4 protein-coding genes are annotated in these 2,132 nt (G+C 64.0%); all 4 read right to left on the reverse strand.

Features of this window, described 5'->3' with window-relative positions:
- Positions 1–680, reverse strand: a 680-nt coding sequence (locus A8G08_RS10420; protein ID WP_084436093.1) for a hypothetical protein, incomplete at its 3' end; no start/stop codon positions are given.
- A complete protein-coding gene (locus A8G08_RS28270; protein ID WP_281182139.1) occupies positions 677–805 on the reverse strand; it encodes a hypothetical protein in 129 nt (42 codons plus the stop codon). The genes A8G08_RS10420 and A8G08_RS28270, both read right to left, overlap by 4 nt.
- A gap of 19 nt (positions 806–824) precedes the next feature.
- Positions 825–1,628: a CbbQ/NirQ/NorQ/GpvN family protein gene (locus A8G08_RS10425; protein WP_068273467.1), complete on the reverse strand. Its 804-nt coding sequence runs from the start codon at positions 1,626–1,628 to the stop codon at positions 825–827.
- A gap of 22 nt (positions 1,629–1,650) precedes the next feature.
- Positions 1,651–2,132, reverse strand: a 482-nt coding sequence (locus A8G08_RS10430) for a VWA domain-containing protein (protein WP_483757009.1), incomplete at its 5' end; no start/stop codon positions are given.

Raw genomic sequence — 2,132 nt, forward strand, 5'->3', positions numbered from 1 at the left:
GGCGTGATGTAGAAGATGTCGTACAGCCACCAGCCGATAACCGGGAAGACGACGCCGGCGTAGCGCACGTCGGCGTACATCGTCATGTTGAACACGTAGGCAGTCCAGATCACCACGCCCATCCAGCAGGTGATGATCAACCATTGATGGCCCCACCGCTTCATCTGCAGGAACCCGATCGCGGCTGCGACCCGCATGGCGAAGACCGTGAGGATCAATCCCCCGACGTAGGCCTTTTCGCCGGGCCCGGCGGCGCCGCCGATCCACATCTCGTTGTAGTGCCAGAAGTAGCCGGCGTCGAACATGTTGCCCCAGCCGACCATGAGCACCCGATTGATCAGCGTGTGGTTGGCCACCAAGTCCAAGGCCCAGCCGAGGCTGTTGAGCATGCCGTCGATCAAGACGAGGTAACCGATAAGGGTGACGATCATCGGGCGCACCGACAGACCGGCGCGTAGTGCTTGACGCTGCAGCCACACGCCGCGCATGAAGATCGGGAAGCCGATGAGACCCGGCGCCCACATGCCCATCAGCGCCGCGCCGACGATCATCCACTTGTCGGCTCGTCGCTGCGCGAGCCGCGACTCGTCGTGGTGGTGCTCGAAGCTCACCGACCCCGAACCACTCGGCACCGTCGCTGTCTTCGAGCTCGAAAACCGGCTCCTGAGAGGCAGGTTCACAGCTCCCACCACCCGCGGGCGAACGACATGTAGAGCTGAATACCGAACATGACCAGCAGATAGCCGTAAATGAAGATCTGGAAGACGATCAGCGCCCTTTTGCGGTTCTTCTCTTTCTCGTCCATATGAGCCGACTCCTTCCCTCTAATGCGGTGTGCTCGAGTTATCAGCGGCAGCCAGGCTGGCCGCCGCAACTTCACGTAGCCCGTCGGAGATCGCGCCGTCGGTCGACAGCGGCGCGAGGATGCAGGCCTCGGCTGCGTCGAGTTCGGTTGCGCCCGCCGCGATCAGGTGTGCCGCCGTGACCAGAACGCGGGTGGACGGCGGTTCGAAGTGGAAGGCTTCGTCGGCCGTCCTGATGGCGGTGGCGCACGCGACGAGTCGCCGGGCGCTCGCCGCTTCGATACCCGCCTCGGCCACGACAACATCGGCTTCCCGGTCGGGTGGAAGGTAGTTCATCGGCAGCGTGACGAACCTTTGCCGGAACGACGGTTTGAGCTCCTTCAACGAGCTGCGGTATGCGGGATTGTAGGAACACACCAGCATGAAGTCCTCGGGCGCTTCGACCACTTCACCGGCCCGATCCAGGTACAGCGAGCGCCGGTGATCGGTCAGCGAGTGCAGGATTGCCAGGGAGTCGTGGCGTGCCTCGACGACCTCGTCCAGATAGCAGATCGCGCCGTCCTTCACAGCCCGGGTCAGCGGGCCGTCGGTCCACACCACGTCACCGCCCGTCACCATGAACCGGCCGACCAGGTCCGAGCTGGTCAGGTCGTCATGACAGCTGATGGTGACCACTGGTCGCCTCAACAGCACGCCCATGTGTTCGACGAGCCGGGTTTTGCCGCATCCGGTCGGGCCGGTCAGCATCACTGGCAGACGCCGGTGATACGCCTGCTCGAACAGCCTCACCTCGTTGCCGTTCGCGTAATAGGTGTCGGTGGTCATCTCTTCCTCGCATGGTTGTCGGTCAGGCTGCGACGAGCTCGCGGTGAACATGCGCCAGTACGTGTGGCAGGTCCTCGACTCGCCGAATTCGTTGGGAGCGGCGAGGTCCGAATACTTCGGGCAGGGGATCGACGCGGACCGGGCCGACGCCGACGTAGTACATGCTCACCCCGGCGTCGTTGGCTTCCTCCACCGCGTGCGCGGAGTCGGCCCAGGCGTAGCGGCCCTCGTATCCCTCATCGGATATCAGGCCGTCTCCGATCACGATGAGCAGGCGCCGTTCAGACGGTTGCGCGAGTAGTCTGTTTGTCAGATGGCGCAGGGGTGCGCCGAGCCTGGTGTAGCCACCGGTGGCCAGGCCCAGGCTTCCGGGTGGCACGAACCGGCGGTCTTCGAAGTCCTTGAGGCAGTTGACCTCGACTCGGTGCCGGGTGTTGCCGGTGAAGGTGAAGATGCCGTGCCGCTCTTTCGCCACTGTCATGGCTCGGGAAAGTGCGTCGGCAC

The sequence above is a fragment of the Aldersonia kunmingensis genome (assembly GCF_001646865.1).
GTDB classification, from domain to species: Bacteria; Actinomycetota; Actinomycetes; order Mycobacteriales; family Mycobacteriaceae; genus Aldersonia; species Aldersonia kunmingensis.